This is a genomic window from Oryzobacter faecalis, from assembly GCF_046764005.1.
Taxonomy (GTDB): domain Bacteria; phylum Actinomycetota; class Actinomycetes; order Actinomycetales; family Dermatophilaceae; genus Oryzobacter; species Oryzobacter faecalis.
This window is the reverse complement of the sequence record NZ_JBKOFW010000001.1, coordinates 358043-383020: the sequence shown is the minus strand read 5'-3', so window position 1 is coordinate 383020 and position 24978 is coordinate 358043. Positions and strand designations below refer to the sequence as shown.

21 protein-coding genes are annotated in these 24978 nt (G+C 73.3%); 8 read left to right on the top strand and 13 right to left on the bottom strand.

Features of this window, described 5'->3' with window-relative positions:
* Positions 1-10: 10 nt before the first annotated feature.
* The 6 genes from truB to rimP form a co-directional block, all read right to left on the bottom strand.
* Complete coding sequence (truB, locus tag ACK8HX_RS01800; protein ID WP_411939335.1) at positions 11-946, bottom strand: tRNA pseudouridine(55) synthase TruB; 936 nt, start codon at positions 944-946, stop codon at positions 11-13.
* Complete coding sequence (rbfA, locus tag ACK8HX_RS01795) at positions 943-1419, bottom strand: 30S ribosome-binding factor RbfA (protein WP_411938929.1); 477 nt, start codon at positions 1417-1419, stop codon at positions 943-945. The genes truB and rbfA overlap by 4 nt, the downstream gene beginning before the upstream one ends.
* Before the next feature lie 203 nt (positions 1420-1622).
* Complete coding sequence (gene infB / locus ACK8HX_RS01790; RefSeq protein ID WP_411938928.1) at positions 1623-4457, bottom strand: translation initiation factor IF-2; 2835 nt, start codon at positions 4455-4457, stop codon at positions 1623-1625.
* 96 nt (positions 4458-4553) lie between these two features.
* The gene (locus ACK8HX_RS01785; protein WP_411938927.1) at positions 4554-4808 is read right to left on the bottom strand and encodes a YlxR family protein; all 255 of its coding nucleotides are present in this window, start codon (positions 4806-4808) and stop codon (positions 4554-4556) included.
* A 104-nt stretch (positions 4809-4912) separates the two neighbouring features.
* Complete coding sequence (nusA, locus tag ACK8HX_RS01780; protein ID WP_411938926.1) at positions 4913-5986, bottom strand: transcription termination factor NusA; 1074 nt, start codon at positions 5984-5986, stop codon at positions 4913-4915.
* 1 nt (position 5987) lies between these two features.
* Entirely contained in the window at positions 5988-6509 is a 522-nt protein-coding gene (gene rimP / locus ACK8HX_RS01775) for a ribosome maturation factor RimP (protein ID WP_411938925.1), read from the bottom strand.
* Between the two features lie 102 nt (positions 6510-6611).
* Here rimP and ACK8HX_RS01770 point away from each other — a divergent pair, with 102 nt between their 5' ends.
* The 3 genes from ACK8HX_RS01770 (at position 6612) to ACK8HX_RS01760 (ending at position 10639) form a co-directional block, all read left to right on the top strand.
* A complete protein-coding gene (locus ACK8HX_RS01770) occupies positions 6612-7640 on the top strand; it encodes a hypothetical protein (protein ID WP_411938924.1) in 1029 nt (342 codons plus the stop codon).
* Positions 7641-7642: 2 nt separating this feature from the next.
* Entirely contained in the window at positions 7643-8548 is a 906-nt protein-coding gene (locus ACK8HX_RS01765; RefSeq protein ID WP_411938923.1) for an aminoglycoside phosphotransferase family protein, read from the top strand.
* Positions 8549-8653: 105 nt separating this feature from the next.
* Positions 8654-10639 (top strand): thioredoxin domain-containing protein, encoded by a 1986-nt coding sequence (locus ACK8HX_RS01760; protein WP_411938922.1) that lies wholly within the window; start codon positions 8654-8656, stop codon positions 10637-10639.
* Positions 10640-10947: 308 nt separating this feature from the next.
* Here the strand turns inward: ACK8HX_RS01760 and ACK8HX_RS01755 are convergent, their stop codons facing one another.
* Complete coding sequence (locus ACK8HX_RS01755) at positions 10948-11421, bottom strand: hypothetical protein (RefSeq protein ID WP_411938921.1); 474 nt, start codon at positions 11419-11421, stop codon at positions 10948-10950.
* 393 nt (positions 11422-11814) lie between these two features.
* Between ACK8HX_RS01755 and ACK8HX_RS01750 the strand changes: the two genes are divergently transcribed.
* Both ACK8HX_RS01750 and ACK8HX_RS01745 read left to right on the top strand, forming a co-directional pair.
* Entirely contained in the window at positions 11815-13665 is a 1851-nt protein-coding gene (locus tag ACK8HX_RS01750; RefSeq protein ID WP_411938920.1) for an alpha-amylase family protein, read from the top strand.
* Between the two features lie 324 nt (positions 13666-13989).
* Entirely contained in the window at positions 13990-14922 is a 933-nt protein-coding gene (locus ACK8HX_RS01745) for a hypothetical protein (RefSeq protein WP_411938919.1), read from the top strand.
* A gap of 325 nt (positions 14923-15247) precedes the next feature.
* Here the strand turns inward: ACK8HX_RS01745 and ACK8HX_RS01740 are convergent, their stop codons facing one another.
* The 6 genes from ACK8HX_RS01740 to ACK8HX_RS01715 form a co-directional block, all read right to left on the bottom strand.
* Positions 15248-16027, bottom strand: coding sequence for a TSUP family transporter (locus ACK8HX_RS01740; protein ID WP_411939334.1), 780 nt, complete (start codon positions 16025-16027; stop codon positions 15248-15250).
* Entirely contained in the window at positions 16027-16806 is a 780-nt protein-coding gene (locus tag ACK8HX_RS01735) for an HAD family hydrolase (RefSeq protein ID WP_411938918.1), read from the bottom strand. The genes ACK8HX_RS01740 and ACK8HX_RS01735 overlap by 1 nt, the downstream gene beginning before the upstream one ends.
* Entirely contained in the window at positions 16803-18572 is a 1770-nt protein-coding gene (locus ACK8HX_RS01730; RefSeq protein WP_411938917.1) for a proline--tRNA ligase, read from the bottom strand. Before ACK8HX_RS01730 ends, ACK8HX_RS01735 begins: the two co-directional genes overlap by 4 nt.
* A gap of 81 nt (positions 18573-18653) precedes the next feature.
* Positions 18654-19070 (bottom strand): nuclear transport factor 2 family protein, encoded by a 417-nt coding sequence (locus ACK8HX_RS01725; protein WP_411938916.1) that lies wholly within the window; start codon positions 19068-19070, stop codon positions 18654-18656.
* Positions 19071-19180: 110 nt separating this feature from the next.
* Positions 19181-20047, bottom strand: a complete 867-nt coding sequence (locus ACK8HX_RS01720; protein WP_411938915.1) for a GNAT family N-acetyltransferase — start codon at positions 20045-20047, stop codon at positions 19181-19183.
* Positions 20048-20058: 11 nt separating this feature from the next.
* Positions 20059-20454, bottom strand: a complete 396-nt coding sequence (locus tag ACK8HX_RS01715) for a DoxX family protein (protein ID WP_411938914.1) — start codon at positions 20452-20454, stop codon at positions 20059-20061.
* A 167-nt stretch (positions 20455-20621) separates the two neighbouring features.
* On the opposite strand from ACK8HX_RS01715, the gene ACK8HX_RS01710 reads away from it, so the two are divergent.
* The 3 genes from ACK8HX_RS01710 (at position 20622) to mmsB (ending at position 24976) form a co-directional block, all read left to right on the top strand.
* Positions 20622-21893 (top strand): ROK family protein, encoded by a 1272-nt coding sequence (locus ACK8HX_RS01710; RefSeq protein WP_411938913.1) that lies wholly within the window; start codon positions 20622-20624, stop codon positions 21891-21893.
* 154 nt (positions 21894-22047) lie between these two features.
* Complete coding sequence (mmsA, locus tag ACK8HX_RS01705) at positions 22048-23649, top strand: multiple monosaccharide ABC transporter ATP-binding protein (RefSeq protein ID WP_411938912.1); 1602 nt, start codon at positions 22048-22050, stop codon at positions 23647-23649.
* Between the two features lie 22 nt (positions 23650-23671).
* Positions 23672-24976 carry a multiple monosaccharide ABC transporter permease gene (gene mmsB / locus ACK8HX_RS01700; protein ID WP_411938911.1) on the top strand — a complete coding sequence of 435 codons (1305 nt, stop codon included), beginning with the start codon at positions 23672-23674 and terminating at the stop codon, positions 24974-24976.
* Positions 24977-24978 lie beyond the last annotated feature (2 nt).

Genomic DNA, 24978 nt, shown 5'->3' with positions numbered 1-24978 from the left:
GGGGGACACTCTATGTAGTGGCCGGGGCGAACACGACGAGGCTGCGTGCCGTGGACCGCGACTCGTCGAGCATCGCGACGAGGGTCCCGTCCGGGGCGATGGCGGCGACCGGCTCGGCGCGTCCGGGGAGCGCCGAGGGCAGCCGCTGCCCGAAGCCGAGGGTGCGCGCCTCGGCCTCGTCGACCTCGCGCACCGCGAAGGCGGCGCGGGCGGCGTCGGCGAGGGGCGTGACGGGCATCGGCTCGCCCGCGGTGTGCCGCGCCTCGAGATCGGCGAGGGGGTGGGCGGCCTCGATCGTGAACCCACCGACCCGGGTCCGGCGCAGGGCCGTCAGGTGGCCGGCGGTGCCGAGGGCCGCCCCGAGGTCGCGGGCCAGGGCGCGGACGTAGGTGCCCGAGGACACGGTGACCTCGACGTCGACGTCGAGGACCTCGACGTCGCGGCCGCGCTGGTCGTCCCGCGCGGTGCCCCCTCGGACGTCGAGGACCTCGAACCTCGACACGGTGACGGCGCGGGCGGGGATCTCGACCGACTCCCCCGCCCGCACCCGGTGGTAGGCGCGCTCGCCCTTGACCTTGATCGCGCTCACCGCGCTCGGGACCTGCTGGATGGCGCCGGTGAGCCCGGCGACGGCCGCGCGGACGTCCTCCGCCCGGGTCGCCCCGACGCCGGGGGTCGCGGTGACCTCGCCCTCGGCGTCGTCGGTGAGCCTGGCCTGCCCGAGCCGGATCGTCGCGGTGTAGTCCTTGTCGGCACCGACGAGGAAGGTCAGCAGCTTCGTCGCGCGGCCCACACCGAGGACGAGGACGCCCGTCGCCATCGGGTCGAGGGTGCCGGCGTGGCCGACCTTGCGGGTGCCGCACAGCCGCCGCGAGCGGGCGACGACGTCGTGGCTCGTCCAGTCCTGCGGCTTGTCGACGACGAGGAGGCCGTCGGTCGCGGTCAGCGGACGTCCTGGCGCTCGTCGGCCCCGTCGAGCGCGTCGTCGAGGTCGTCGTCCTCGCGCTCCTTCTTGTACGGGTCGGCCTCACCGGCGTACCGGGCGCCCGCGGCGGACGCGGCGACCTCGGCGTCGCGCTCGCGGGCGGCGCGCAGCAGGTCGTCGATGTGGGCCGCGTTCTCGGGGATCGCGTCGGCGATGAACTCCAGGGTCGGCGTGAGCCGGATGCCGAGCTGCTTGCCGACGAACGAGCGCAGCCGCCCCTTGTGCTCCTCGAGGATGCGGGCGGTGGTCGCGCGCTGGGCCTCGTCGCCGAACACGGTGTAGAAGAGCGAGGCGTGCTGGAGGTCGCCGGTGACCCGCACGTCGGTGAGGGTGACGAAGCCGAGGTCGGGGTCCTTGACGATGCTGCCGAGGTTCGCGGCGGTGACCGTCTTGATGCGGTCGGCGATCTTCTGGGCGCGGGCGGTGTCAGCCATCGAGAACTCCTTCGTCGGGGGGACGTGGGGCGTCTCTCACTCTAGTGAGACGCGCTGGTCACGCGAGCGGGCGGCACCCCGTGAGGGGTGCCGCCCGCTCGTGCGTGCCGTGGGGAGGGCGCTCCGGGCCATGACCCGGACGAACCTCCCCGCGACGGGTCAGGCCCGGGGCTTCGCCCACGCGAAGCGTGGGGCCCGCCGCATCACGCTCGCGGCTTCTCCCGCATCTCGTACGTGGAGATGAGGTCCTCGAGCTGCAGGTCGTTGTAGGACCCGAGGTTGATGCCGCACTCGAAGCCCTCGCGGACCTCGGTGACGTCGTCCTTGAACCGGCGCAGACCGGCGATCTCGACGTTCTCGGCGACGACGACGCCCTGGCGCGTGATCCGCGCCTTGGTGCCGCGCCTGATCTCGCCGCTGCGGACGATCGAGCCGGCGATGTTGCCGAACTTGGAGGAGCGGAAGATCTCGCGGATCTCGGCGGTGCCGAGCTCGACCTCCTCGAACTCCGGCTTGAGCATGCCCTTGAGCGCCTGCTCGATCTCCTCGATCGCCTGGTAGATGACCGAGTAGTACCGGATCTCGACGCCCTCGCGCTCCGCGACCTCGGCGTTCTGGCCCTCGGCGCGGACGTTGAAGCCGATGATGATCGCCTGCGAGGCCATCGCGAGGTTGATGTTGTTCAGCGTGATGGCGCCGACACCGCGGTCGATGATCCGCAGGTCGACCTCGTCGCCGACGTCGATCTGGAGCAGGGCGTCCTCGAGCGCCTCGACCGAACCCGACACGTCACCCTTGAGGATGAGGTTGAGGGTGTCGACCTTGCCCGCCGCGAGGGCCTCGTTGAGGTCCTCGAGGGAGATGCGCTTGCGGGCCTTGGCCAGGGACGCCTGACGGTCGGCCGCCTCGCGCTTCTCGGCGATCTGGCGCGCGGTGCGGTCGTCCGGGGCGACGACGAAGGTGTCGCCGGCCCGCGGGACCGAGGACAGGCCGAGGACCTGCACCGGCCGCGACGGGAGCGCCTCCTCGACGTTGGCGCCGTGCTCGTCGAGCATCGCGCGGACGCGTCCGTGCGAGGAGCCCGCGACGATGGCGTCACCGACGCGCAGCGTGCCCGACTGGATGAGGACGGTCGCCGTGGCACCGCGGCCCTTGTCGAGGTTGGCCTCGATCGCGACACCACGGGCGTCACGGTCGGGGTTGGCCCGCAGGTCGAGCGCGGCGTCGGCGGTGAGCAGGACGGCCTCGAGCAGCTGGTCGATGTTCTGCCCCTGCTTGGCGGAGACGTCGACGAACATCGTCTCGCCGCCGTACTCCTCGGCGACGAGGTTGTACTCGGTGAGCTGCTGGCGGATCTTGCTCGGGTTCGCACCCTCGACGTCGATCTTGTTGACGGCAACGACGATCGGCACGTCCGCGGCCTGGGCGTGGTTGAGCGCCTCGATGGTCTGCGGCATGACGCCGTCGTCGGCGGCGACGACGAGGATCGCGATGTCCGTGACCTTCGCACCACGGGCACGCATGGCGGTGAACGCCTCGTGGCCCGGGGTGTCGATGAAGGTGATCGGACGGTCGACGCCCTCGTGCTCCTTGTGGATCTGGTAGGCACCGATGTGCTGGGTGATGCCGCCGGCCTCGCCCGCCGCGACCTCCGCGTTGCGGATGGCGTCGAGGAGGCGCGTCTTCCCGTGGTCGACGTGACCCATGACGGTGACGACCGGCGGGCGGGCCTCGAGGTCGTCCTCGTCCTCGCTGTCGACCCCGATCTCGAGGTCGATGTTGAACGAGTCGAAGAGCTCGCGCTCCTCCTCCTCGGGGGAGACCATCCGGATGTCGTAGCCGAGCTCGGTGCCGAGCACCTTGAAGGTGTCCTCGTCGAGGCTCTGCGTGGCCGTGGCCATCTCACCGAGGTGGAACAGCACGGTGACGAGCGACGCCGGGTTGGCGTTGATCTTGTCGGCGAAGTCGGTGAGCGAGGCGCCCTGGCGGATCTGGACGATCGTGCTGCCGTCGCCGCGGGGGACGCTGACGCCGCCGATCGAGGGAGCCTGCATCTCCTCGAACTCGAGACGCTTCGCGCGCTTGGACTTGCGGGCGCGACCGGGACGGCCACCACCGCGGCCGAAGGCACCAGCGGTGCCGCCGCGACCGGTGAAGCCACCACCACGACCGCCGCCGCCGGGACGACCGCCGAAGCCACCGCCACCACCGCCGGGGCCACCCGGACGACCGGGACCACCCGGACGGCCGGCGCCACCGCGGGCGGGGCGCTCACCGGGACGGGCGACCGCGCTGCGGTCGGGCATCATGCCCGGGCTCGGGCGCGGGCCACCGGGCCGGGGACCACCCGGACCCGCGGGGCCACCGGCGGGACGCGGCCCACCGGGACGGCTCTGCGGGCGCGGCATCCCCTGGCTCGGCGCGAACGGGTTGTTGCCCGGGCGCGCACCACCCTCGCGCTGGCGACCCATGCCCTGGCTCGGCGCGTAGGGGTTGTTGCCCGGACGCGGGGCGCCCGGACGGGGGCCGCCGGGACGCGGGGCGCCCTGTGCGGAGCCACCCTCTCGGGCAGCCGGCGCAGCCGGAGCCGCAGGGGCAGAAGGCGCCGGGGCGCTCGGGGCCGGAGCCGCGGGCGCCGGAGCCGCGGGAGCCGGCGCGGCCGGGCGCGACGGGGCCGGAGCACTCGGCGCGGGGGCCGACGCAGCCGGAGCCGGCGCGGGGGTGGCCGGCGCCGGCGGAGCGGAGGGGGCGGCGGGAGCCGCCGGGGCGGCCGGAGCAGCAGCGGCGGGGGCCGACGGGGCGGCCTCCTTCGCGGCGGCCGGCCGGGCGGGTGCCGGCTTCGCAGCAGCCTTCTTGGCCGGCGCCTCGGCCTTGGGGGCCGCTGCCGGGTACTTCTCGTTGTAGCGCCGGACCACCGGCGCCTCGATCGTCGAGCTGGCGCTCTTGACGTACTCGCCCATCTCGTTGAGGCGCTCGAGGACGATCTTGCTCGTCTCTCCGCGCTCCTTCGCGAGGGCGCTCACACGGACCTTCGACAAAACTTCTCCTTGTCCGGGTCCGTGCCGTCGTGGCGCGGACCGTCGTTACAGCTGGGGGGTGCTCATCGCTGAGTACTCATCGGGTGCTCATCAGCGTCAAACCCGCTTCCGGTCGTGGTGCTCTCCAGAGTGCTCTGGCTGGTCTTCCTGCGCGTGGGCCCTGACCCAGCCCTCGACCGCGGAGAGCTCGGGCGGCGTGCTGCTGCGCAGCGCGCGACCGAACGCCCGGCGGCGGACGGCGAGGTCGAGGCACGAGACGGTGGGGTGCAGCCATGCGCCGCGCCCCGGCCGAGCCCGCTCGGGATCCGGGACGACGACCGGACGGCCGTCCTCCGCGGGTCCGAGGACCACTCGCAGGAGTGTCGACCGGCTATCCGCCCCGCGACACCCGATGCACGTGCGCACCGGGCCTTGCGGCCGGAGTCCAGTCCGGTCGATCTGCACCAGTCTACCGCCTACCTGCGGTCGGGCGCGTCACCGGCTCCCGCCGCAGGTGCCCCACCGGCCCCACCCGGCTCGACGTCGGGGCGGATGTCGATGCGCCAGCCGGTGAGCTTCGCCGCGAGCCGCGCGTTCTGTCCCTCGCGCCCGATGGCCAGGCTCAGCTGGTAGTCCGGGACGATGACGCGGGCACTGCGCAGCTGGCGGTCGACGACCTCCACGGCGCTCACCCGGGCGGGCGAGAGGGCGGCCGCGATGAAGGTCGCAGGGTCCTCGTCGTAGTCGACGATGTCGATCTTCTCGCCGTGCAGCTCGCTCATGACGGCCCGCACGCGCGCACCCATCGGGCCGATGCAGGCGCCCTTGGCGTTGAGGCCGGGGACCTTGGTGTGGACCGCGATCTTCGTGCGGTGGCCGGCCTCGCGGGCGAGGGCCTCGATCTGGACGCTGCCGTCGGCGATCTCGGGCACCTCGAGGGCGAAGAGCTTGCGCACGAGGTTGGGGTGGGTCCGCGACAGGCCGATCTGCGGGCCACGCGGGCCGCGCTTGACCGACACGACGAAGCAGCGGATCCGCTGACCGTGCACGTACTGCTCCCCCGGCACCTGCTCGGCGAGCGGGAGGATCCCCTCGACCGAGCCGAAGTCGACGGTGACGTGGCGCGGGTCAGGGCTCTGCTGGATGATCCCTGCGACGATGTCGCCCTCACGGCCCTTGAAGTCGCCGAGGATCGCGTCGTCCTCGATGTCGCGCAGGCGCTGGACGATGACCTGGCGCGCGGTCGCGGCGGCGACGCGGCCGAAGCCGGTCGGGGTGTCGTCGAACTCGGGACCGACCTCGCGGCGCGGGCGCGCCGGGTTGCCCTCGTCGTCGACCTCGCCCTCGGCGGGCTCGACCTCGTGCTCCTCGCGGGCCCAGATGACGACGTGCCCGGTCTTGCGGTCGAGCTCGGCGCGCGCGTGGCGGTAGTGCCCCTCGGTGCGCTGGTAGGCGAGGACGAGGGCCTGCTCGATCGCGGGGATGAGGACGTCGAGGCTGATCCCCCGCTCGCGCTCCAGGGCGCGCAGGGCGCCGAGGTCGATGTCCATGTCAGCTCTCCTTGGACTCGTCGTGGCGGGCGAACTCGACCTGGACGACGGCCTTGGTCGCCGCGGCGTAGGCGATGGTCTCGGTGCGGGCGGGGGCCTTCTTCACGGCCGGCACCTCGAGGGTGGCCTCGGTGCGGCTGGCGGCGGTCAGGCGTCCGGTGGTCTCGCCGTCGGCGGTGTGCACGGCGATCAGGCGGCCGACGTTGCGGCGCCAGTGGCGCGGCTCGGTGAGCGGGCGGCCGACACCGGGCGAGGACACCTCGAGGGTGTACGGCTGCTCGCCGAGCGCGTCGGAGGCGTCGAGGGCGTCGCTGACGAGACGGGTCGCGTCGGCGACCTCGTCGAGGGAGAGGGGCTCGGTGGGAGCGGTGACGACCTCGGGGTCGTCCGGGAGCGCGCGGTCGACGAGGACCTTGACGACGCGGCGGCGTCCGGCGGGGGTGACCGTGACGTCCTCGAGGACGAGCCCGCTGGGCGCGAGCGCCTGCTCGAGGTCGGGGCGGATCTGCTCGCCGGTGGCCATGCGCTCCCAGTCCTCTCTGCAGTTAGGTGCCGGCGGCGGGCCGGCTCCCCTCACTCTAGGCCACGGCCGTGGAGGGCTCGAAACGCGTGCGACGATGGGCCCATGGCGCAGCGCGATGGGGGTGTCGGGCGCCGCGTGGTCCTCACCGCCGCCGTCGTGGCGGCCATCTCACCCGCCACCGGGTGCGGCATCCGGCTCGAGGACGACGCCCCGCGGGTGCCCCTCGTCCCGACCCGGACCCCGCTCGCCGCGGAGGACGCGCTCGTCGCCCTGACCCGCGACTGCCTCGCGCTCGCCTCGGCGGCCGAGGGGCTCCCCGGCGAGCTCGGCGCCGAGCTCGCGGCGCTGCACCGGCGCCAGCACACCGTCCTGCGGACCACCCTGGTGCGCCGGCAGGTCCCGCCCGCGGACCTCGACGCCGGGCCGTCGCCGACGGGGTCCGCCTCGGGGACACCGTCCGGCTCGGGCACACCGGCGGGGTCGGCGACCCCGACCGCCTCGCCATCGTCCGAGCGGTCACCGTCGGCCGCACCCTCGCCCTCGTCGTCGCCCGACCCGCAGGAGACCCGCACCGCCCTGGCCGCTGCCGAGGCCGCTGCTGCCGCCGCCGCCGGCACCCTCGCGGGGGTCGACGCCGACCTGCGCGCCACGGTCGCGGCCCTCCACGCCCAGCGCTACGCCGCGGCCACCCTGCTCGCCGGCCGTCCCCCCGACGTCCCGGCCGACCCCGTGACCGGCGAGGCCGTCGTCGGCCTCGTCGCCCGCACCGAGGCCGCGACGTGGTTCCTCGAGGTGGTCGTCGCGCGGTCGGCCGGTGCCCAGCGCCAACGGGCCGACGTCTCCCTCGCCGCCCTGCGGGCGCTGCGGGGCGACCTCGTGGCCGGCGGCTCGCGCGCCGAGGCGGCGATCGGCCACCCGCTCCCCTTCCCCGTCGCCACCGCCGCCGACGCGGCCCGCCTGGCCCGCGAGGTGCTGACGACCCTGCGCACCGACCTCGGCGCCGTCCTCGACCCCCTCGTCTCCGCCCACGGGGCCCTCGGCCTCGCCGCCGCGACCCGCTGGCTCGGCACCGTCGAGGTCGAGGCGCACCGGTGGGGCGTCGACCTGGCGCCGTTCCCGGGTCTGGCCTGACCGTGCCCGAGGTCCCGGTGATCCCGGCCGGGTGGCTGGCCTGGATCTCCCGGCTGCCCCCCGAGGGCGGGCCGTCGGGTGCCGACTGGGCGCTGCGTGCACCGCGCCTGCTCGCCGAGGCCTTCGAGCGGTGGGGCCTCGAGCCGGACGGCGTGGTCCGCACCGGGTGGACCGCCGTCGTGGCACCCGTCCTGCGCGACGGCGTCCCGCTGGCCCTCAAGGTGGTCAGGCGCTCGGTCGACACCGACGGGGAGCCGCTCGCCCTCCGGCACTGGGACGGGGACGGTGCGGTCCGGCTCGTCGCGGCACATCCGGCCCAGGGCCTCCTCCTGCTCGAGCGGCTCGACGCGGCGACCGACCTCACCACCCTCGATGCCGACGCGGCCGTCGAGGTGGTCGGCGGGCTCGCGGCCCGGTTGCACGTCCCCGCGCCGCCGTCCCTCCCCCGGCTGACGCCGTGGGCCGCCGGGTGGCTCGAGGAGGGGGCCCGGCGAGACACGCTGCCCCGGCGGATGGTGGCCCGCAGTGCCGGCCTGCTGCGCGACCTCGCGTCCGACCCCGGTGCCGACGCGACCCTCGTGCACGGCGACCTGCACTTCGAGAACGTCCTCGCCGGGGGACGCGAGCCGTGGCTCGCCATCGACCCGCAGCCGCGGGCCGGCCATCCCGCCTGGGACCTGCACGCCGTCCTGCGCAACCGCCGCGAGGAGCTCGGGACCGGCGCGGCCTTCCGCTGGTCGGTGCGCCACCGGACGCAGCTGTGGTGCGACGCGGCCGGGGTCGACGAGGAGGTGGCGCGCCGCTGGACCGTCGTGCGGTGCGGGGTGGAGGCCGTGTGGGCCCTCGACGACGACAACCACGACGAGATCTCGTTCAGCATCGCCCTCGCGAAGGCCCTCGACGGCTGACGCCCCGCCCGGACCCGCCCCGGCCCTCCCGGGTCGTGTGTTCGGGTGGCCGCCCGGGCAGCCAGCTCAGCACACGACCCGGCGCGGCAGTGGGAGGGTGGGGTGATGGCGAACCGGCTCGCGGCCTCCCTCTCCCCCTACCTCCTCCAGCACGCCGACAACCCCGTCGACTGGTGGGAGTGGGGCGAGGAGGCGTTCGCCGAGGCCCGACGCCGCGACGTCCCCGTCCTCCTCTCCGTCGGGTACGCGGCCTGCCACTGGTGCCATGTCATGGCGCACGAGTCCTTCGAGGACGACGAGGTGGCCGCCGCCGTCAACGACCGGTTCGTCGCGGTCAAGGTCGACCGCGAGGAGCGACCCGACGTCGACGCGGTCTACATGGCGGCGACGACCGCCCTGACCGGGCACGGCGGGTGGCCGATGACGTGCCTCCTCACGACCGGCGGCGAGCCGTTCTTCGCCGGCACCTACCTGCCCAAGCCGCAGCTCCTCCAGCTGCTCGGCCAGGCCGACCACCTCTGGCGCACCGACCGCGACCGGGTGCTGGCGTCCGGGTCGCACGTCGCCGCCCGGCTGCGCGAGGTCACGACCCCACCGCCTCCCTCGACGGTCGATGCGACGGTTTGCGACAGCGCCGTTCGGCGGCTGCGGGCCGAGTTCGACGACGCGAGAGGCGGATTCGGGACGGCGCCGAAGTTCCCCCCGTCCTCGGTGCTCGAGTTCCTCCTCCGCCACCACGCCCGCACCGGCGACCTTGACGCGCTCGCGATGGTCCGGGGCACGGCCGAGCCGATGGCGCGCGGCGGGATGTACGACCAGCTCGCCGGCGGATTCGCCCGGTACAGCGTCGACGCCGACTGGGTGGTGCCGCACTTCGAGAAGATGCTCTACGACAACGCCCAGCTGCTTCGCGTGTACGCGCACCTCTGGCGGTCCACCGGCGACCAGCTCGCCCGCCGCGTGGCCGAGGAGACGGCCGACTTCCTCGTGCGCGACCTGCGCACCGCGCAGGGCGGGTTCGCCTCCGCCCTCGACGCCGACACCGTCGTCGACGGCCACTCGCACGAGGGCCTCACCTACGCGTGGACACCGGCACAGCTCGTCGAGGTGCTCGGTACGGAGGACGGCGCACGGGCCGCCGACCTCCTCCACGTCACGGCGTCAGGGACGTTCGAGGGCGGCTCGAGCACGTTGCAGCTGCGCCGCGACCCGGAGGACCCTGCCTGGTGGGAGGACGTCCGCGGGCGACTCCTCGCGGCCCGCGACCTGCGGCCCCAGCCGGCGCGCGACGACAAGGTCGTCGCGGCGTGGAACGGCCTGGCGGTGGCCGGGCTCGCGGAGGCCGGCACCCTGCTGGGTCGGCCCGACCTCGTCGACGCGGCGCAGGAGGCGGCCGCCCTCGTCCTGGGCCTCCACGTCGTCGACGGCCGCCTGCGGCGGACCTCCAAGGATGGAGTCGTCGGCGCGAGCGAGGGGGTCCTCGACGACCACGCCGACCTCGCCGAGGGGCTGCTCGCCCTCCACCAGGCGACGATGGAGCGCCGCTGGCTGGACGCGGCGACCCTGCTGCTGGACGACGCCCTCGACCGTTTCGTCGACGGTGACGGCACCCCGCACGACACGGCCCACGACGCACCGACCCTCTTCGCCCGGCCGGCGGCGCGGACCGACCTCGCCGAGCCGAGCGGCGCCTCGGCCCTCGCCGGCGCGCTGCTCACGTCCGCGGCACTGACCGGGTCCGTGCGGTACCGGGAGGCCGCGGGGCGGGCGCTCGACGCCTGTGGGTCGGTGGCGGGGCGGGACCCCCGGTTCGGCGGCTGGTCCCTGGCCGTCGCGGAGGCCCTCGTCGCGGGTCCGCTCGAGGTGGCCGTCGTGGGGTCGGGTCCGCGTGCCGCGGCACTGCTGGAGGTGGCGCGGAGGTCGACGTCGCCGGGTCTCGTTCTCGCGCACGGCGATCCGGATGCCCCGGGCATCCCCCTGCTCGCAGACCGCCCGCTCCTGGAGGGGTCGCCGGCGGCCTACGTGTGCCGCGGGTTCGTCTGCGAGCGCCCCGTGGCGCGCGAGGACGAGCTGACCGCCCTGATCGGCTGACGGGCGTCCCCCGGACGCGGCTCCCGCACGAGGAGCCGCGACCGAGCGGGGACCGCGGCCGTGGGTCCCGGCTGGCGGCACCCACGGTCGCTGTTCACGCCCCGTGCGGATGCCGAGAGGCACAGAGGAAAGACGTCCCGGTCGGGCGTGCGTCCCGGTCGGGGCGCCGCCGTCTCGGCATCCGCCAGCCCCCCCGGGCGGCCCGAGGTCCCTGGGGACGAAGGGCAGCCCGACGGAGCTGTTGGGCGCACGCCCCGAGGGGCGTACGTCCGACCACCTGACCCTGGGTCAGGCGATGCTCATGACCGTCAGCCGGGCTGGCAGTCGCCGGTGACGTTGCCGGACGAGATGTTGCCCGACTTGATCACGACCGACCCGCTGTTCAGCCCCGCGGTGAACGAGATGAGGAGGTTCACCGTGCACGACTGCGTGTTGAGCAGGTACACCGTGATGAACCCGTTCTCGGCCGCACACTGGCCACCCTCGAAGACGATCTGCTCGATCGGCTGGCCGTTGGCGAGCTCGACGTTGGTGATGCACACCGTGTCGGTCGCCGACAGACAGTTGTTGAGGTCGACCACCTTGAGGCGGAGCTTCATGTTCTTCTTGCCGTTGTCCGTCGTGCTGCCGTCACAGCACTTGAACGAGCCCTCGAGATCCACCTGGAAGTCGGGGACACAGTTCTGGCTGGCGGCGGCGAGTGGAGCAGTGGCTCCGACGGCGATGACCGGGACCGCCCAGGCGGCTCCCGTGGCAATGGTGCGACGACTCGGTCGCCGCACCCCAATCCCCTGCGATTGAGACATGGCACTACCTATTGGCTCAACGCCGTGTTCCCCTGCTGAAACCCGGCTGAGTACTCCCGAGGGTAGAGCACCGCCCTACCACCTGCGCAAGGGCTTTCACACGCCGACGCGGGCGCGCCTGCCCTGATGGCACGGCGTGTCGCTGCGACACGCCGAGGCCCGGCGGCGTGCGGTCGTCGTGTCACGGGTCGGATCCCGCCGTGCAGGGTGTGGAAACGGTTGCGCAGTTCCGACAGAATGCGGCGTGTGAGTGCACCGGTGCCCCCTCCCCCGTCCCCGGTGTCCGCGCCCCCGAGCGCCTCGCCCCAGCCCTCCTCGTCCTCGGCTCCGCCGCCCTCCCCGCACCCGTCCTCCGACGACCGTCGCACGATGTTCGAGGCGCGGGTGGAGCGCTGGCTCCCCGACCTCGTCGACGGCCTCGCCGCCCTCTACGGCGCCGAGCGGGCCGCCGCGCTGGCGGCCGACCTCGTGGGGCTCGCCGACGAGGCGTACCGGGCCCGCCCCGACCACCTCCACCGCCGCGACCTCACCCGGATGCTCCGTCCGGACTGGCTCCAGGACCCCGCCCTCGTCGGGTACGCCGCCTACACCGAGCGGTTCGCCGGCGACCTGCACGGCGTCGCCGACCGGATCCCCTACCTCCACGAGCTCGGCGTCAGCTACCTCCACCTCATGCCGCTCCTGCGGCCGCGCGACGGCGACAACGACGGCGGGTACGCCGTCGCCGACTACCGCGCCGTCCGCGCCGACCTCGGGTCGATGGACGACCTCGAGGCGCTCGCCGGGAGGCTGCACGAGGCGGGCATCAGCCTCGTCCTCGACCTCGTCCTCAACCACGTGGCCCGCGAGCACGAGTGGGCGGTCCGCGCGCGCGGCGGCGACGCCACGTACCGCGAGTACTTCCACGTCTTCCCCGACCGCGAGATGCCCGACGCCTACGAGCGCACCCTGCCGGAGGTGTTCCCCGACTTCGCCCCGGGCAACTTCACCTGGGACGACGAGCTGGGCGGGTGGGTGTGGACGACGTTCAACGAGTTCCAGTGGGACGTCAACTGGGCCAACCCGGCGGTCCTGCGCGAGTACGCGGGCATCATCCTCGACCTCGCCAACCGCGGGGTCGACGTCTTGCGGCTCGACGCGATCGCCTTCATGTGGAAGCGCCTCGGCACCGACTGCCAGGGCGAGCCGGAGGTCCACGCGATCACGCAGGTGCTGCGGGCCGTCACCCGGATCGCCTGTCCCGCAGTCGCGTTCAAGGCCGAGGCCATCGTGGCGCCCACCAAGCTCCTCGCCTACCTGGGCACCGGTGCGCACACCGGCAAGGTCAGCGACCTCGCGTACCACAACACGCTCATGGTCCAGGTCTGGTCGATGCTCGCGACGAAGGACGTCCGGCTCGCGGCCCACACCCTCGCCGCGCTCCCGCCGAAGCCGCCGACGGCCACCTGGCTCACCTACCTCCGGTGCCACGACGACATCGGCTGGGCGATCATGGACGAGGACGCCGCCGCCCTCGGGCTGAGCGGCTTCGCCCACCGCTCCTTCCTCGCCCGCTGGTACGCCGGCGACTTCCCGGGCTCACCGGCCCGCGGCCTGGTGTTCCAGCACAACCCCGACACCGGCGACATGCGAACGAGCGGCAGCGCGGCCTCCCTGGTCGGGCTGGAGGCCGCTGCCACACCTGGCGAGGTCGACCTCGCCGTCGCCGCGCTCCGGCTCGCGCACGCCCTCGTCATCGGGTGGGGCGGCATCCCGGTCATCTGGAGCGGCGACGAGCTCGGACAGCCGAACGACCCCGACTGGGCCTCCGAACCGGGCCACGAGGACGACAACCGCTGGGCGCACCGGCCGCGGCTCGACACCGCCCGGGTGGCCACCCGGCACGACCGGACGACCGTCGCGGGGCGGGTGTTCGAGGACGTCGCGGGGCTCGTGCGCACGCGCGCCCGGCTGCCCCACCTCCACGGGTCGGTCGAGACCAGGATCGGGCCGGTTGACGACCCCGGCGTCCTCGTCACGGTGCGCGAGCACCCCGTGGGCCGGTTCGTCGGGGTGCACAACGTGACGCCGGAGCCACGCCCCTGGTACGAGCACCGGGTCCACGCGCTCGGTGTCGCAGACGCGCGCGACGAGCTGACGGGCGAGCCGCTCCCCTGGCGGCACGGCACCGTCGTCCTCCCGCCCTACGGCGTCCTCTGGCTCACCACCCCGGACACCTGAGTCCCCTCGGGCACCTCAGCTCCCTGCGGGCGAAAGGCCGAAGGGGCGAACGGGCGCCTGGGCGCCTGGGCGAAAGGACGAACGGGCGGGCGGGCGGGCTGGCGGGCTGGCGGGCGGGCGGGCGGGCGGGCTCGCGAACGTGGGTGAAAAGCGTCGGTGGGGCGACGATCTTCACCCACGTTCGCGATGCACCCCCCGCCCCCCGGCCGAACGTGGGTGAAAAGCGTCGGTGGGGCGACGATCTTCACCCACGTTCGGGGAGGGCTCAACTGGGCCTGTGGATGACGCCCGCGGCGCCCCCCGTGTGTCCACGATGCTCGGGCGATGAGCGGGAGCCAGCGCGCGGGCCGTCCGGGGCGGCGTCGAGCCGCTGCGCGCGCGGCCCGGGACTTCGAGGGCGTGCTCACGAGGAGCCGCCTGGCAGCCTTCGGGTACGACCACGCGGCGATCCGCCGCGAGGTGGAGGCCGACCGGTGGCAGGTCCTCGGGACGCACACGGTCGCCCTGCACACGGGAGTGGTGTCCGGGGCCGCTCTCCGGTGGTGTGCCGTCTGGGAGGTCGCCGAGACCGTCGCTCTCGTCGACGGTGCCAGCGCGCTGGAGGTGGCCGGATTGAGGGGGTTCGAGGAGCAGGACGTCCACGTCAGCGTCCCACGGGGCGCGCAGTGCCCCGACGTCGAGGGCGTGCGGATCCACCGGGTGACGAGACGACCGGGCGAGGCGGCACCCGGCGGGTTGCCCCGCACCCGGGTCGAGGTCGCCGCCCTGCGCGCCGCCGCGTGGGCACGGACCGACCGGCAGGCGGCGCTCGTCCTGTGTCTGGCGGTGCAGCAGCGGCTCACGACCGGGCCACGCCTGCTGACGGCGTTCCGCACCGTGCGCAACCGGGGACGCCGGCCCTTCGTGCGGCAGGTGCTGCGCGACATCGCCGACGGAGCCCACTCGCTCGGCGAGCTGGACTTCGCCGCCATGTGTCGTCGCCACGGCATCCAGGCCCCCGACCGCCAGGTCATCCGCCGCACCGCCCTGGGCAGGGTGTACCTCGACGCCCGGTGGGACGGGAGCGACGTGGTGGTGGAGATCGACGGTGCCGGCCACCGCGTCGGGCTGGCGGTCACCGACGACAACCTCCGGCAGAACGAGGTGTCGCTCGGAGGTGACCGGTTCCTGCGGATGGACCTCGTCGGGCTGCGCGTCCACGAGCTCGCCTTCATGGCCCAGCTGCACCGCGCCCTCGCCCGTCGTCGAGCGGCCTGACGCCGCGGGCGGTATCCCCTCGCCCCCAGCACGCGAACGTGGGTGAAGATCGTCGGCCTGGCGACACTTTTCACCCACGTTCGGGCAGCTCCGCGTCGGGCGCACGCGAACGTGGGTGAAGATCGTCGGCCTGGCGACAGTTTTCACCCACGTTCGCAGGACGGTGGGGAGTTCGCGGGACGGTGGGGAGTTCGCGGGACGGTGGGGAGTTCGCGTGGGTGGGGTGCTCGCGTGGGTGGGGTGCTCGCGTGGGTGGGGTGCTCGCGTGGGTGGGGTGCTCGCGTGGGTGGGGTGCTCGCGTGGCCGGCCTCGGCCGGGGGTGGGGTCACCAGAAACCGAGGAGGTCGCCGCCGATCCGGATGACGAAGGCGCCGACGATGAGGACGAAGACCGTGCGCACGAACCGGCTGCCGAGCCGCACGGCCGTCCGGGCGCCGACCCAGCCGCCGAGCAGGTTCGCCGCCGCCATGACGATCCCGACGGTCCACACCACGTGCCCGCCGGGGGCGAAGACCGTCAGGGCGCCGAGGTTCGTCGCGAGGTTGGCGATCTTCGCCTTGGCCGACGCCTCGAGGAAGGCGTACCCCATGAGGCCGACGAGGGCGAACACGAGGAAGGACCCGGTCCCCGGCCCCAGCGCCCCGTCGTAGACGCCGATGACGAAGCCGGTCAGCATCGCGGCCACGGTGTGCCGGTGCCCAGACCACCGCAGCTGCGTGGCCTCCCCCAGCGACGGCTTGAGCAGCGTGTAGGCCCCGACCGCGACGAGCAGGACGAGGATGATCGGGTTGAAGAGCGACTTCGGGATGTGGAGGCCGATCAGCGCGCCGCCGACCGCCCCGACGTAGGCGACGGCGGCCATCGGGAGGGCGGTGCGCAGGTCGGGCCGCACACGGCGCCAGTAGGTCAGCGAGGCCGTCGCGGTGCCCCACACCGAGCCGAACTTGTTCGTCGCGAGCACCTGTGCCGGGGTCGCGCCCGGCAGGCCGATGAGGAGTGCCGGCAGCTGGACGAGGCCCCCGCCGCCGACCACGGCGTCGACCCAGCCGGCGACGAACCCGGCGAGGCCGAGGAGAGCGACGACCTGGACCGACGGGTCGTCGATCACGACCGCGGCTCGCGGGCCCCGGCCTCCGCGCGCCACTGGTCGACGATGCCGAGGACGTCGAGCAGCTCGTGGGCGCGTGCGTCCGGGACCGCGTCGACCTCGACCCTCTGGTTGACGGGGATGTCGCTGTGCGGCACCCAGATCGCACGCATCCCGACCTGCTGGGGGCCGTGGACGTCCTCGAACAGCCGGTCGCCGACGTAGACCGAGCGCGACGGCTCCACCCCGAGCGCCCGGCACGCCGCGAGGAACGCCTCCGGGTGCGGCTTCACGTGGTCGATCTCGCTCGAGTAGACGTCGGCGTCGAGGAGGTCGAGCACGCCGTCGCGCTCGAAGATCCCTCGGTGGTACTCGCGCGACCAGATGGTGTTCGACAGCACGCCGACCTTGATCCCCCTCTCCCGCAACCCTTCCCACAGCGGACGGACCTGCGGGTCGGTGAGGGTGTGCGGTTCCCAGAAGCCCCGGTAGGCGGCGAGGGCGAGGTGGTGCCGGTCGTGCTCGGCGTCGACGCCGGCCTCGTCGAGGATGTCGACCAGGGCAGCGCTCGAGTGCTCGTCACGGCCGCGACGCCAGGCGGCCGACTCGACCTCGAGGATGCGGTCGGCGAGCCGGTGCGCCTCGGCGAGGTCGTCCTCCGACACCTCCGACGACCCGAACGGCACCCCGTGGACCTCGCGCGCGAACACCCGCCACTGCTCCGGCAGGTCGACGTCGTGCCAGGGCGTGAGCGTGCCTCCCCAGTCGAAGACGACGGCATCGACGGGACCGGTCACGCGCGGCCGACCTCGGCGAGGATCTCCGCGACTGCCGACCCCACCGGCACCTCACGCCGCTCGCCCGACCGACGGTCCTTGACCTCGATGACGCCGTCGGCGAGCCCACGCCCGAGGACGACGATCGTCGGGACACCGATGAGCTCGGCGTCCTTGAACTTCACTCCGGGAGAAGCCTGTCGGCGGTCGTCGAGGAGGACCTCGACCCCCGCGGCCTCGAGCTCGCGGGTCAGCTCCTCGGCCTTGGTCAGCACCGCGTCGTCCTTCCCCGTCGCGACGACGTGGACGTCGAACGGCGAGATCGCCCGCGGCCACACCAGGCCCAGCTCGTCGTGGTTGCCCTCGGCGACGCAGGCCACGGCCCGTGAGACCCCGACCCCGTACGAGCCCATGATGACGGTGCGCAGCTTGCCGTTCTCGTCGAGGACCTTGAGGTCGAGCGCCTCGGCGTACTTCGTGCCGAGCTGGAAGATGTGGCCCATCTCGATGCCGCGGGCCGACTCGAGCCCGTGCCCGCACGACGGGCAGGCGTCGCCCGGACGGACCTCGGCGGCCTCGATCGTCCCGTCGGCCGTGAAGTCGCGACCGGCGACGAGGTCGAGGACGTGCTTGCCGCTCGCGTCGGCGCCGGTGACCCAGGCCGTGCCGTCGACGACGCGCGGGTCGAGGAGGTAGCGGATGCCGGACGACTGCTCGAGCCCGAGCGCGCCGGGGCCGATGTAGCCCTTGGCGAGCATCGGGTACCGCGCGAAGTCCTTCTCCTCGAAGGCTTCCACGCGCGCCGGCTCGACCTGTGCGCCGAGCCGCTTCTCGTCGACCTCGCGGTCACCCGGGAGGCCGATGGCGAGGGGCTCGCGCGTGCCGTCGGGCTGGACGAGCATGACGACGACGTTCTTGAGGGTGTCGGCGGCCGTCCACGAGCGGCCGTCGGAGCGCGGGAACGCGGCCTCGAGGTGGTTGACGAGCGTCTCGATGGTCGGGGTGTCCGGGGTGTCCTCGACGTGCGCCGACGGCACGGCCGAGGCGTCCACGGCGTCGGGCACCGGCACCCGCACGGCCTCGACGTTGGCTGCGTAGCCGCAGCTCGCGCAGCGCACGTACGTGTCCTCGCCGTTCTCGGCGGTCGCGAGGAATTCCTCGGACTTGGAGCCCCCCATCGCGCCCGCCATCGCCTGGACGATGACGTAGTGGAAGCCGAGCCGGTCGAAGATCCGGACGTAGGCGTCGCGGTGCAGCTGGTAGCTCTTGTCGAGGCCGGCCTCGTCGATGTCGAAGGAGTAGCTGTCCTTCATGACGAACTCGCGTCCCCGGAGCACTCCCGCGCGCGGACGGGCCTCGTCGCGGTACTTGTTCTGGATCTGGTAGATCGAGAGCGGGAGGTCCTTGTACGAGTTGTACAGGTCCTTGACCGCGAGGGTGAACATCTCCTCGTGGGTCGGCCCGAGGAGGTGGTCCGCGCCCTTGCGGTCCTGGAGCCGGAAGACGTTGTCGCCGTACTCCTCCCAGCGACCGGACGCCTCGTAGGGCTCCCGCGGCAGCAGCGCCGGGAAGAGCAGCTCCTGCGCGCCGATGGCGTCCATCTCCTCGCGGACGATCGCCTCGACGCGGCGCAGGACCTTCAGGCCGAGCGGGAGCCAGGTGTAGATGCCGGGGCTGACCCGTCGGATGTAGCCGGCCCGGACGAGGAGCTGGTGGCTCGGGACCTCGGCGTCCGCCGGGTTCTCGCGAAGGGTTCGCAGGAACAGGGACGACATGCGCATGGCCACGGGGGTGCTCCAGGGGGTCGGGTGGGCAACCCGGCAAGGATAACGAGGCGAAGGACCCCACGCCGCGCCGGTCGCGGACGCTCAGCCGGCCGGCAGGCCCAGGTCGTTGCGGTAGGTCCGAATGCCGGCGATCCGCCCGTCGAGGACCGTGAACAGGAAGCAGACCATGCTCACGTGGTCGCGCCCCCGGTGGTGGATGGTCGAGCGCTGCTCGACGAGGACGTCGTCACCCGCGCGGACGACGTTGACGTTCTCGGTCGTGAGGCTGGTCCCCTGGTTGATCGGCGCCTGGAGCCGCTCGATGATCTCGTCGGCCGTGTTGTGCGCGACCCGCCACGGGTCGTGCCCCCACGCCGACGCCAGCCGGACCGACGCGTCCGGGTGGAAGAAGGCCCGCACCGCGGTGAAGTCGTCGGCATCGTGGGTCGAGCGCGCCCGCTGGGACGCCTCGATGTAGCCGGTGACGACGCTGATCGGGTCGGCTGCCTCGTCCGCCATGGGGCCATGCTCCCATCACGGGCCGTGGCCGACCAGCGGGACGCAGGTCACCGGCTGACCCTCCGGGTCAGCGCACGACCGACGAGGACGTCGCTGGCTGACCCTCCGGGTCAGCGCACGACCTCCTCGTACCTCGCGCGCAGCCCAGCGTCGCGGAACCCCACCCGCAGGTAGAGGTCGTGGGCGGGGTTGTCGACGTTGACCGTCAGCCACGCCTGCTCGCACCCGGCCTTGCGCAGCGCCCGCAGCGACCGCACGACGAGGTGGGCCCCGAGACCGCGTCCGCGCCACTGCGGGACCACGCCGACCTGGTCGACCCAGTCGTCGATGAGGTTGACGAAGCCGACCGGTTCCCCGTCGGCGTCGAGGACGACGCGCGAGGCGGACGCGCGGAACCCCTCCTCCCCGGACACGTCGGCGACCCACTGCTGCATCGGCGGGTCCGGGAAGCCCGGGCGGGCGGCGAAGGAGCGGCGGTAGGCCTCGTAGAACAGGGGCGCCGTCTCCCTGGTCCACGGCTCGGAGCGCAGTCCCGCGGGGCGCCGCACCCGCGGCACGTCGAGGAGGTCGTGGCGCATGACGTGCTCGGCGAAGGTGCGGACCAGCCCGAGCTCGGCGGCGAGCGCGTCCCACTCCCGCGAGGTCGTCTCGACGGCCACCCGCAGCAGGACCCCGCCCGACCGCTCGCGGCACCAGGCGACGAGCTCGTGTCCGTGTCCCTGGCCCCGGGCCGAGGGGTGGACCAGCCCGGTGGCGGTGCGGTGGCCGGAGCCGTCGACGAAGACCGAGGCCGCCGCGACGACCTCACCCGTCTCGTCCCGCCCGGTGATGCCGGACCCGCCGAGGAAGTACCGGCGCAGCATCGGCTCACCGGCGAGGTGCGGGAGCCCGCCGTCGTGCTCGAGGCACCGCCGGGCCAGATGGGCCAGGGCCGGGAGGTCGGCCTCGGTCACGGGCTGCCAGGCCAGGGTCGACACCGGCCGCCTCCTCAGCGGCCGGCAGCGCGCAGCGCGGTACGGACCAGCGGCCACTGGAGCGGCAGGCGGCCCAGCGTCGCGGCGAACGACGCGCGCGAGGACGCGTCGCCGCGGCGAGCAGCCCGACGGCCGTGGTCGACGCTCATCTGCACGTTCGCGGGGAAGACCGCGACGAGCACCGCGGCCGACGCCCACCCGGCCACGCGGCGGGTCGCGGGGTGCAACAGCCCGGCGGCACAGGCGATCTCGGCCACACCGCTGACGTACACCAGGGCTCGCTTGCGGGGAAGCACGTGCGGCACCATCCCCTCGTAGACGTCCGGCCGGACGAGGTGGACCACACCGGAGGTCGCGAGGAGCGTCGCCAGCCCGGCGACGTCGCGGGTCAGGGGCGGGGCGGTGGCCATGCCCGATCCAACCATCCGGCGCTCGCGACGCACAGCCCGGCCACAGGAGCAGCCTCGAGGAGGGGGTCCCACCCGCACCACCGCGGCCGGGCTCGCAGCGGGTCACGGCGGCGCGTCATTTGTTCTTCGGGTGAACCAAAGAGCCGGACGGGTCTATCGTGACGCCCATGTCGACGTCGACGCGCCGGGGCGGCTCCGGGCCCACCCTCCCCCGCGGGGGTGGCGCGGGCGCGGCGCGCCAGTCGACCCTGCGCGAGCACAACCTCGCCGTCGTCCTCGAGCGCGTCATCGGCGCCCACGCCGTGGGGACCCCCCTGTCCCGCTCCGGGATCGCCGGCGAGGTGGGACTGGCCCGCGCCACGGTCTCGGACCTCGTCGACCGCCTCATCGGGGCCCGGCTCGTCACCGAGCTCGACCCGCTGACCTCCCCCGGCGCCGGCCGGCCCGCGGTCCCCCTGGCGCCGACCGCACGATCCGTGGTCGGGCTCGGCCTGTCCGTCGGGACCGACCACCTCGCCGCCCTCGTCGTCGACCTCACCGGCCTCACGGTCACCCAGCGCGTCGTGGAGGCCGACCTGCGCGGCCGGGACCCAGCGGAGACCTTGGCCCAGCTCGCCGAGCTGGCGGCCGACGCGCGCCGGGCCGTGCTCGCCCAGGGCATGGTCGTCGCCGGCGCCTGCGTCGCGCTCCCGGGCCTCGTGAGCCGCGAGTCGGCCCGGCTGCGGTACGCACCGAACCTCGGCTGGCAGGACCTCGGCGTCGACACCGCCCTGCACGCCCACCCCGACCTGGCATCGCTGCCGGTCACGGCCGCCAACGACGCCGACCTCGCGGCGCGCACGGAGGTCGAGGAGCGCCGCCGGCGCGAGCGGGCGCCGGTCGAGGAGCAGAGCTACCTCTTCGTCTACGGCGCCGTCGGGATCGGGTCGGCCGTCGTCCTCGGCGGCCAGGTCTTCGGGGGCCTGCACGGGTGGAGCGGGGAGATCGGCCACGTCCTCGTCGACCCCAAGGGGCCCCCGTGCCACTGCGGGTCCGACGGCTGCCTCGAGCCGTACGCCGGGCGCGAGGCCCTCGCGACCTGTGCCGGGCTCCCGCTCGACACCAGCGTCCAGGCCCTCGCCCACGCCGCCGCGGCCCCCGGCCCGGTCGCGGACGCCGTCGCGGCCGCGGGTGCATCACTCGGGCAGGCCGCCGCCACCGTCGTCAACGTCGTCGACGTCGACGAGGTCGTGCTCGGAGGCATCTACGCCCCGCTCTTCGCCGGCCTCGCGCCCACGGTGCTCGCCGAGCTCGAGCGCCGGGCGCTCATCGCCCGCTGGTCCAGCATCCGCCTCACGAAGGCGGTCGGCGGCACCAACGCCGCTGCCCGGGGGGCCGCCCTCGTGGTCCTCGACGACGTCGTCGCGGACCCGAGCCGCTGGCTCGGGGGCCCGACGTGAACGCCGGGTTACCCGATCGTTACGGGACAACGGCTCGACAGGTCTTGCCACGCTCGGCCGTCTCCAATACGTTCACCCGCAGAACAATTACGTCGTGGCCCGCTCCTGCGGGCCGGACGACGACGGACCTGGTCCCTCAACGGCGAGGACGCGCATGAGCAACGACGCACCGGTGAGCACGACGCACGCCCCCCAGGCCGGCACCCACGAGGTCATCCTCGAGATGCGCGGCATCACCAAGGAGTTCCCGGGCGTCAAGGCCCTCTCCGACGTCGACATGACGGTCCGCCGCGGTGAGATCCACGCCATCTGCGGGGAGAACGGCGCGGGCAAGTCGACCCTGATGAAGGTCCTGTCGGGGGTCCACCCGACCGGCTCCTACTCCGGCGAGATCCTGTGGAACGGCGAGTCCGCCCACTTCTCCACGATCCGCGACAGCGAGCACGCCGGCATCGTCATCATCCACCAGGAGCTCGCGCTCATCCCCGAGATGTCGATCGCCGAGAACATCTTCCTCGGCAACGAGCAGACCCATCGCGGGGCCATCGACTGGGTGCTGACCCAGCGCAAGGCCGCCGAGCTGCTCGAGCGCGTCGGCCTCTCCGAGGACCCGATGACCAAGGTCAAGGACATCGGGGTCGGCAAGCAGCAGCTCGTCGAGATCGCCAAGGCGCTCTCGAAGGACGTCAAGCTGCTCATCCTCGACGAGCCGACGGCCGCGCTCAACGAGTCCGACTCCCAGCACCTGCTGCAGATCATGGACGGCCTGCGCCGGCGCGGCGTCACCTGCATCATGATCAGCCACAAGCTCAACGAGATCGAGCAGATCTCGGACGCCATCACCATCATCCGCGACGGCCGCTCGATCGAGACCCTGCGGGTGCGCGAGGACGGCGTCGACGAGAACCGGATCATCCGCGGGATGGTCGGCCGCGACCTCGAGTCCCGCTTCCCGGACCACACCCCCGAGATCGGCGAGGTCTTCTTCGAGGTCAGGAACTGGCGGGTCCAGCACCCTGTCCGTGCCGACCGCCTCGTCGTCAAGAACTCCAGCTTCTTCGTCCGCCGCGGCGAGATCGTCGGGTTCGCCGGGCTCATGGGCGCCGGGCGCACCGAGCTGATGCGCAGCATCTTCGGCCGCTCCTACGGCAACGTCCTCGGCGGGCAGATCATCAAGGACGGCAAGGAGCTGCACCTCAAGCACGTGCGCGACGCCATCGACGCCGGCCTCGCCTACGTCACCGAGGACCGCAAGTCCCTCGGCCTGAACCTCCTCGACGACATCAAGCGCACGACCGTGTCGGCGAAGCTGTCGCGAATCACCGACGGGCTCGTCGTCAACGAGGCCGAGGAGTTCCGCTACGCCGAGATGTACCGCAAGGACCTGCGCACCAAGACCCCGACGGTCGAGGAGGGCGTCGCCAAGCTCTCGGGCGGCAACCAGCAGAAGGTCGTCCTCGCCAAGTGGCTGTTCACCGAGCCCGACCTGCTGATCCTCGACGAGCCGACCCGCGGGATCGACGTCGGCGCCAAGTTCGAGATCTACGGGATCATCCAGCGCCTCGCCAGCCAGGGCAAGGGCGTCATCGTCGTCTCCTCCGAGCTGCCCGAGCTGCTCGGTCTCTCGGACCGGATCTACACGATCTTCGAGGGGACGATCACCGGCTGCCTCGACAAGGACGAGGCCGACCAGGAGTCGCTCATGCGCCTCATGACGAACACCACCACCCGGCCCGAGACGCCGGCCGCCTCCTGACCCCCACGACCCCGAGGACACCATGAACTTCCTGCGCAAGATCTTCGGCGGGGACATCCGCCAGCTCGGCATGGTCCTGGCGCTCGTCGCGCTCATCGCGTACTTCCAGGTCAAGACGGGCGGCCTGACGCTGGACCCCAACAACGTCAACAACATCATCCAGGGCAACGCCTACATCCTCGTCCTCGCGATCGGGATGGTCCTCGTCATCATCGCCGGGCACATCGACCTGTCGGTCGGGTCGATCTCGGCGTTCGTCGGGATCGTCGTCGCCATCGCGATCCGCGACTGGGGCATCCCGTGGCCGCTGGGGATCCTCCTCGGCCTCGCCCTCGGAGCGCTCGTCGGCGTCTGGCAGGGCTGGTGGGTCGCGCGGGTCGGCATCCCCGCCTTCATCGTCACCCTCTCCGGGATGCTCCTCTTCCGCGGCGCCAACCAGTACGTCGGCAAGTCCAACACCGTCCCGGTCCCCGAGGGCTTCCAGGTCATCGGCTCGGGGTCCCTGCCCGAGGTCGGCCCCGACACCGGGTACAACAACCTCACCCTCCTGCTCGGCATCGTCGGGTGCGCGGCCATCGTCTACGGCGCGCTCAGCGGGCGGGCCCGCCTGAAGAGGATCGGCGCGCAGGTCGAGGAGTCGTGGGTGCTGTGGACCCGGCTCGCCCTCGTCTGCGTGGCCATCATGGGGGCGATGCTCCTCATCGCCTCCGGGCGCAAGGGCTTCCCGGTCTCGGGCCTCATCCTCGTCGTGCTCGTCCTCGTCTACGGCTTCATCGCGAGCAAGACCGTCCTCGGCCGGCACATCTACGCGGTCGGCGGCAACCGGCACGCGGCCGAGCTCTCGGGCGTGAAGAGCCGCACCATCAACTTCTTCGTCATGGCGAACATGGCGGTGCTCTCCGCCCTCGCCGGGATGATGTTCGTGGCCCGCTCCACGGCCTCCGGCCCGTTCGACGGAGTCGGCTGGGAGCTCGACGCCATCGCCGCGGTCTTCATCGGCGGCGCGGCCGTCACCGGTGGCGTCGGCACCGTGATCGGGTCGATCGTCGGCGGCCTCGTCATGGCCGTGCTCAACAACGGCCTCCAGCTCGAGGGCGTCGGTGCCGACGCGACGCAGATGATCAAGGGCCTCGTCCTCCTCATCGCCGTCGCCTTCGACGTCTACAACAAGCGCCAGGGCAAGCCCTCGATCATCGGGCTGTTCATGAGGAACCGCGACCGCAACCGCGGCGGTGACGGCCCCGGCGAGGGCACCGCGCTCTCCGAGCAGAACCCCGCGGAGGCCGCCGTCCAGTCCACCTCCGCCACCATCCGCTCCGAGGGCTGACC

Coding starts and splice junctions, on each gene's coding strand:
- mmsB (WP_411938911.1), top strand. CDS start 23,672: ATGAACTTCCTGCGCAAGATCTTCGGCGGGGACATCCGCCAGCTCGGC.
- ACK8HX_RS01710 (WP_411938913.1), top strand. CDS start 20,622: ATGTCGACGTCGACGCGCCGGGGCGGCTCCGGGCCCACCCTCCCCCGC.
- ACK8HX_RS01760 (WP_411938922.1), top strand. CDS start 8,654: ATGGCGAACCGGCTCGCGGCCTCCCTCTCCCCCTACCTCCTCCAGCAC.
- rbfA (WP_411938929.1), bottom strand. CDS start 1,419: ATGGCTGACACCGCCCGCGCCCAGAAGATCGCCGACCGCATCAAGACG.
- ACK8HX_RS01750 (WP_411938920.1), top strand. CDS start 11,815: ATGTTCGAGGCGCGGGTGGAGCGCTGGCTCCCCGACCTCGTCGACGGC.
- nusA (WP_411938926.1), bottom strand. CDS start 5,986: ATGGACATCGACCTCGGCGCCCTGCGCGCCCTGGAGCGCGAGCGGGGG.
- ACK8HX_RS01715 (WP_411938914.1), bottom strand. CDS start 20,454: ATGGCCACCGCCCCGCCCCTGACCCGCGACGTCGCCGGGCTGGCGACG.
- mmsA (WP_411938912.1), top strand. CDS start 22,048: ATGAGCAACGACGCACCGGTGAGCACGACGCACGCCCCCCAGGCCGGC.
- ACK8HX_RS01770 (WP_411938924.1), top strand. CDS start 6,612: ATGGCGCAGCGCGATGGGGGTGTCGGGCGCCGCGTGGTCCTCACCGCC.
- ACK8HX_RS01745 (WP_411938919.1), top strand. CDS start 13,990: ATGAGCGGGAGCCAGCGCGCGGGCCGTCCGGGGCGGCGTCGAGCCGCT.
- ACK8HX_RS01725 (WP_411938916.1), bottom strand. CDS start 19,070: ATGGCGGACGAGGCAGCCGACCCGATCAGCGTCGTCACCGGCTACATC.
- rimP (WP_411938925.1), bottom strand. CDS start 6,509: ATGGCCACCGGCGAGCAGATCCGCCCCGACCTCGAGCAGGCGCTCGCG.